The sequence below is a fragment of the Longimicrobiaceae bacterium genome (assembly GCA_035696245.1).
GTDB lineage: Bacteria > Gemmatimonadota > Gemmatimonadetes > Longimicrobiales > Longimicrobiaceae > DASRQW01.
Genome location: DASRQW010000540.1, coordinates 1 through 5,398, shown reverse-complemented (window position 1 = coordinate 5,398; position 5,398 = coordinate 1). Strand labels below are relative to the sequence as shown.

The 5,398-nt window shown below is 70.7% G+C and carries 5 protein-coding genes and 2 tRNA genes; all 7 read right to left on the bottom strand.

Annotated elements, in window-relative coordinates; all coding sequences use genetic code 11:
* Positions 1-639 (bottom strand): hypothetical protein (locus VFE05_23970; protein ID HET6233154.1); only part of this gene is annotated, 639 nt, incomplete at its 3' end.
* 26 nt (positions 640-665) lie between these two features.
* Positions 666-920 (bottom strand): hypothetical protein, encoded by a 255-nt coding sequence (locus VFE05_23965; protein HET6233153.1) that lies wholly within the window; start codon positions 918-920, stop codon positions 666-668.
* Between the two features lie 310 nt (positions 921-1,230).
* Complete coding sequence (locus VFE05_23960; protein ID HET6233152.1) at positions 1,231-2,088, bottom strand: hypothetical protein; 858 nt, start codon at positions 2,086-2,088, stop codon at positions 1,231-1,233.
* Between the two features lie 101 nt (positions 2,089-2,189).
* Positions 2,190-2,263, bottom strand: a tRNA-Gly gene (locus VFE05_23955).
* A 125-nt stretch (positions 2,264-2,388) separates the two neighbouring features.
* Positions 2,389-2,461 (bottom strand) — tRNA-Thr (locus tag VFE05_23950).
* Positions 2,462-2,568: 107 nt separating this feature from the next.
* Complete coding sequence (cysS, locus tag VFE05_23945; GenBank protein HET6233151.1) at positions 2,569-4,014, bottom strand: cysteine--tRNA ligase; 1,446 nt, start codon at positions 4,012-4,014, stop codon at positions 2,569-2,571.
* Positions 4,015-4,121: 107 nt separating this feature from the next.
* On the bottom strand, positions 4,122-5,105 hold the full coding sequence (locus tag VFE05_23940) for a mechanosensitive ion channel domain-containing protein (GenBank protein ID HET6233150.1): 984 nt from the start codon (positions 5,103-5,105) through the stop codon (positions 4,122-4,124).
* Positions 5,106-5,398 lie beyond the last annotated feature (293 nt).

The following is a 5,398-nucleotide window of genomic DNA, read 5'->3' as shown; positions in this document are numbered from 1 at the left end:
CGTGGGCTGGCGGAGCCGCCGTACCACAGGCACGTAGGTGACGTTCATCTCCTCGGGCGGGCGGTACTCCAAGAGCGCGTCCACGCCGGGCATCTGCCGCAGGTACTCGGCGGCTACGGCCTGGTAGCGCTCGCGCGTCGCGTCGTTGGGCGGGGCGCGAAAGAGGACGTACGAGTAGAGCCCGAAGCGGGTCCCTTCGTGCGCGGCGCCCACGAGCTGCCCCGCGGCGCTCAACGGCGAGCCGCGGAGCTCTGAGCCGATCGCCTGCCCGGGCCGGGGATCGCCGATTTCCTCTCGCGCGGACACGACGACCTGGACCGTGCAGGGGGTGAAGCGCGCGCTGTCGGCGCCGGCCGCGCGGGCGGTTGCCTCGTACACGCCCGGAAGAGCGCTTGCGAGGCTCCACTCCGCGCCCGCCCCGTCTCCGGTGATCGTCCCTGCCGCCGACGACCACACGAAACGAGGCGCGTCGGCCACGTCCGTGAAGATCCGCAGGTGCGTGGACCCTGCGAACGGCACGGACAGCTCGTCCGCCCGGCAGGCGACCACCGGCGCCTCCTGCACATCTCCTCCCTGTGCCGCCAGCCTCCCGCCTGCGAGCACCGCCGCGGCGCCCGCACAGAACACCGCCCGTGCCATCCGGCGCACTCCGCCGTTCGGAGCGCTCACGCCGGGATCTCTGCCGCAGCGTCCGGAGCTTCGGCGGGTGCGGCTGCGGCCGGTTCACGCTTCTCGGCCGGCGGGCGGCGGAAGCGAATGAGCAGCGAAGACGTGCCCAGCACCGCCAGCAGCATCGCGCCCACGATCACCATCGTGTCGGCCGCGTCGGGCGGAGCGGAGGGGTAGGCGGCGTAGAATGCCCACCAGACCGCCATCGACAGCACGAGGACGAGGGCCGCTTTCCAACCGAGTACGCTCATGCGGACGCTCCTGGATGCGAGTGGGGTATGCGGTGACGCAACCATCGCGAGGCGGAAACCGTCGGGAGTTCGGCGACAGGATCGTACTGCGGAGAACGACGGGAAACGACCTACGAGAGATGTATACGCCGGCCGCTAGCCCCCGGCAAACACCTTTGGGGACGCATCCGACACGTTTCATGCGAAAGGGAGAATCCACGCGGCCGCTGCGAGGTGGCGCGCCGCCGCCGTTCGCGGGCGGGGGAAGACATTCCGCTGCCCTGGGCACGAAGTCGCGGCGAACCCCGGGCGCGAGGGGCGAGTTCGGCCGTCACCTGCCTGCGGCCGCGGCCACCTGCTGCTGGACGAAGGCGACGTAGGCCTGCACGTCCTTCTCGGCCGTGCGCTGGCCGGGGTACGACGGCGCGGCGATGGTGATGACGACCGCACCGTCGGCGGCAAGGTGGTCCGTCGCGAAGTACAGGTCGGCACCGGAGAGTTCCGCCAGGCGGATGAGCGAATCCGCCGCGGTCATGGGCCCCCGCGCGGTCTCGAACCGAACCACGCGCGGGCCGGGCTTCTCCTGCCCGAGCGCAGCGAGGACGGTGCGCCCGCCGGTGAGCGCGCTCCGCACGCCGAGCATGAACCCGGGGCTCGTCTTCAGCGCCGGGATCGTCTCGCGCGTGGTGAAGATCGGGTACGGGTCGTAGTCCGCCACGGGCAAGGGCCGGAAGCCCTGCTCGTGGAACCAGCGGACGATGAACCGGTGCATGAGCGTCCGCGGCCCCACCACCAGCGCCCCTCTGCCCGCCGCGGCACCGGGAAAGATACCCTCCACGCGCATGCGCGGCGTCACGTCGAGGCCCAGGATCTCCATCTGGGTGAGGACCGAGCAGAGCAGCGCCTCCACCGGCGTGTCGTGGCTCCACGATTCCAGCAGGTGCGCGGCTGGCGAGCGGCGAAGCACGGGCACCGCCGCCCGCGACAGCGCCACCGCGATGCCGAAACGGTGCCGAACCGGCGTCTTGTGAAGCAGCCACCACGCGCTGCGGCCAACGAGCCGCAGGAGAAGCGCGTAGCGTGAAACGGACGAGGAAGACAGGAAGAGCTCGCGGGAATACGGGGTAGCGTGGCGCTCGGAGGTGCCGAACGGCGCGGGCGGATCGTCGGCCCGCGGCGAACGCTGCACACCGGCACGGTCCGCGCCACCGGAACGGACGGCGCTGGGAAACAGGGCCACACGCAACGGGCGCCGTGCATCCACTGGGATGCACGGCGCCGGGTGCGCAGAGCGGGAGACGGGACTCGAACCCGCGACATCCTGCTTGGAAGGCAGGTGCTCTAGCCAACTGAGCTACTCCCGCACGATCCTCGGCCGCACGCTCGAAAGGCTGCCGAAGAGTCGTAAACCTACCGCGAATCCGCGGCTTCCGCAATCCGCCGCGATCATCCGGAGAGCATCGGCGGAGGGACGGCGAGCCGCGGGAAGAGCCACATGTCGGATTCGAACCGACGACCTTTCGATTACAAATCGAGTGCTCTACCAACTGAGCTAATGTGGCGCCAGGGCCGGCAATGTAACCCACGCCGGCCCGTCTTTCCAGCCCGCATCTTCCCGCCCGGACCTCATCTACCGACCACACGCTCCGGTCCGCCGGAACGCGGGCGGCTACTGCGCGCGGCTCCAGCGCTGGCCTTGCGCCGTGTCCTCCACGGCGATGCCGCGGGCGGCCAGCTCCGCGCGGATCTCGTCGGACCTGGCGAAGTCCTTGGCGTTGCGCGCATCAGCACGGGCGGCGAGGCGCTCCTCGACCCACGCCGTCACGTCCTCGTCCACCGCGGCCTCGCCGTCGGCCAGGCGCAGGAAGCCGAAGACGGACTCCATGCGCTCGAAGGCGTCCAGCGCCGCCCGCTGCTCCGCCTGGGTGATCGGGCCGGTGCCCAGCGTCTCCATGCGTCCGTTGACCGCCTTCACCAGCCCGTGCAGCGCCGCCAGGGCCACGCTGCTGTTCAGGTCCTGGTCCATCGCCGCCGCGAACGCGCTCAGCGCCTCGTCTGCCGAGCGGTGCAGCGACGGCACGTCCGACGGGTCGGGGTGCACGGCCGACGGGTGGGCGCGCAGCCGGTCGCGGGTGGCACGCACGCGGCGCACCGCCTCGGCCGCGGCGTCCAGCGCCTCGAAGGTGAAGTTGAGCTTGCTGCGGTAGTGCGCCGTCAGGAAGAGGTAGCGGATGGACGACGGCTTCACGCCGCGGTCCACCAGGTCGCCCAGGTTGAAGATGTTGCCCAGCGACTTGCTCATCTTGTCGCCGTCCAGCTGCAGGAACTCGCCGTGCAGCCAGTAGCGCACGAAGGGCTTGCCGGTGGCGCCCTCGCTCTGCGCGATCTCGTCTTCGTGGTGCGGGAAGGTCAGGTCCACCCCGCCCGCGTGGATGTCGAGCGTCTCGCCCAGGTGGTCCATCGCCATGGCCGAGCACTCGATGTGCCAGCCGGGCCGCCCCGCGCCCCACGGCGTGTCCCACACCGCGCCCACCTTCTCGTCCTCGGGCTTGGCGCCCTTCCACAGCACGAAGTCGCGCACGTCGTCCTTGTCGTACTCGTCGGCCGCCACGCGCTCGCCCCGGCGGCCGGCGGAGACGTCCACCTTGCTGAGCTTGCCGTAGTCTGCGAACTCCGAGATGTCGTAGTAGACCGAGCCCTCGCTCTCGTACGCCAGGCCCCGCTCCTCCAGCCGGCGGATGATGTCCACCATCTGCGGCACGTAGTCGGTGGCGCGCGGGTACACGTCGGCCCGCTCGATGCCCAGCGTGTCCAGGCTGTCGAACAGTGCCTTCACGAACGGCTCCACGTATGCCGACAGCGCCACGCCGTCGCGGTTGGCGCCGCGGATCGTCTTGTCGTCCACGTCGGTCAGGTTCATCACGAACGTGACCGCGTAACCGCGATACTCCAGGTAGCGGTGCAGCACGTCGGCGAAGAAGAACGTGCGCATGTTGCCGATGTGCGGCGGCGCGTACACCGTGGGGCCGCAGCAGTACATCCCCACCCGGCCCTCCACCAGGGGGACGAACTCCTCTTCGCGGCGCGTGAGCGTGTTGTAGAACCTGAGCGGCATGGCTCCTCCGTGCGGGGGGCAGTGGCGTGACGATGCGATGGCCGCGGCCGGAAAGGCGGCGCGGCGGGTGTTCTCTGGAGGGGGCGGCCGTTCAGGGCCGCGCGTGCCTACATCGCTTCGTCCGCCGCATGCTCCTCCGTCTGGGTGGGCGTGCTCTCGGCCGCCAGGGCGGCGGCCGGCTCGGGCCGAAGGTGGCTGACCAGCTCCTCGCCCAGGTACACCGACGTGGACGGCGTGGTGAACGAGATGCCCTCGGCGTCGAAGCGGCGCTTGATGCGGCGGCGTAGCTCGCGCGCCACGTCCCACTGCTTCAGCGGCACCGTCTTGGCCATCAGCCGCACCACCACGCCGTTGTCGGCGAAGCTCTCGATTCCCGGCACCGTGGGCTTCTCCACGAGAACGGGCGCCCAGTCCGCGTCGGCGAACAGGCTCTCGCCCACCTCGCGCATCACGGCGGCCACGCGGTCCGTGTCCTCCTGGTAGCCCACCTTCACGTCCAGCACCGCGCGGGCCCAGGTGCGCGTGAGGTTGCTCACCCGCTTGATCTCGCCGTTGGGCACGATGTGCACCACGCCGTAGGTGTCGCGCAGCACGACCACGCGCAGCGTCATCCGCTCCACCGCGCCGGAGACGGCGGGGTCCACGCGGATCACGTCGCCCACGCCGAACTGGTTCTCGAACAGGATGAAGAGGCCGCTGATGATGTCCTTCACCAGCGACTGCGCGCCGAACGAGAAGGCCAGGCCCACCACGCCCGCGCCGGCGAGCAGCGGGGCCAGGTCCACGCCCACCGCGCTGAGGACCATGAACAGCACCATGGTCACGATCACCACCACGCCAACGCTGCGCACCAGGCCCACCAGCGTGCGGGCGCGCTGCTCGTGCAGCGAGATGGTGCCCGAGCCGGAAGGCTCCAGGCCCTTCTCGATGCGGCGCAGCACGAGCTTCAGCACGCGGTAGGCGATCCAGCCCAGCAGCACCGCCGTGAAGATCTTCCCCGCGGTCACCGTCAGCTCGGGACCGTTGAAGATGTCGTCCCAGCCGCGCCGGATGGTGAGCGGAACTTTGGCTAGGGCGGCTCTGGCCTGCATCGTCGGGAGGTCTGCACGGGAAGGGTGGCGCGGAACGCCGCGGGGCGCGCGCAATCGTAGACCATTCGCGCGGCGGGGTCAAGGCGGGGTTGCCGCGCGGCGGCGGTTTTTCTGCGGATTGGGTGGAAGATGCGGAGGAATGCTTCGGTGGGTTCTGTCGCTGCGGACCGCTCCGGAGCCGGGCGGCCGGCACCTCTGAACTGCGGTGCCTGCCGCCCGTCTCCTCCGCGGGGTCGGGGAGCCTCCTCCTCCGGCGGGCCGATACTGCCTGGCCCGCCTCCGTCCGGGGTCTC

What these genes read in the sequence shown, in the direction of transcription:
- cysS (HET6233151.1), bottom strand. Translation starts at nt 4,014, where the DNA reads ATGCCGCTCAGGTTCTACAACACGCTCACGCGCCGCGAAGAGGAGTTC.
- VFE05_23940 (HET6233150.1), bottom strand. Translation starts at nt 5,105, where the DNA reads ATGCAGGCCAGAGCCGCCCTAGCCAAAGTTCCGCTCACCATCCGGCGC.
- VFE05_23965 (HET6233153.1), bottom strand. Translation starts at nt 920, where the DNA reads ATGAGCGTACTCGGTTGGAAAGCGGCCCTCGTCCTCGTGCTGTCGATG.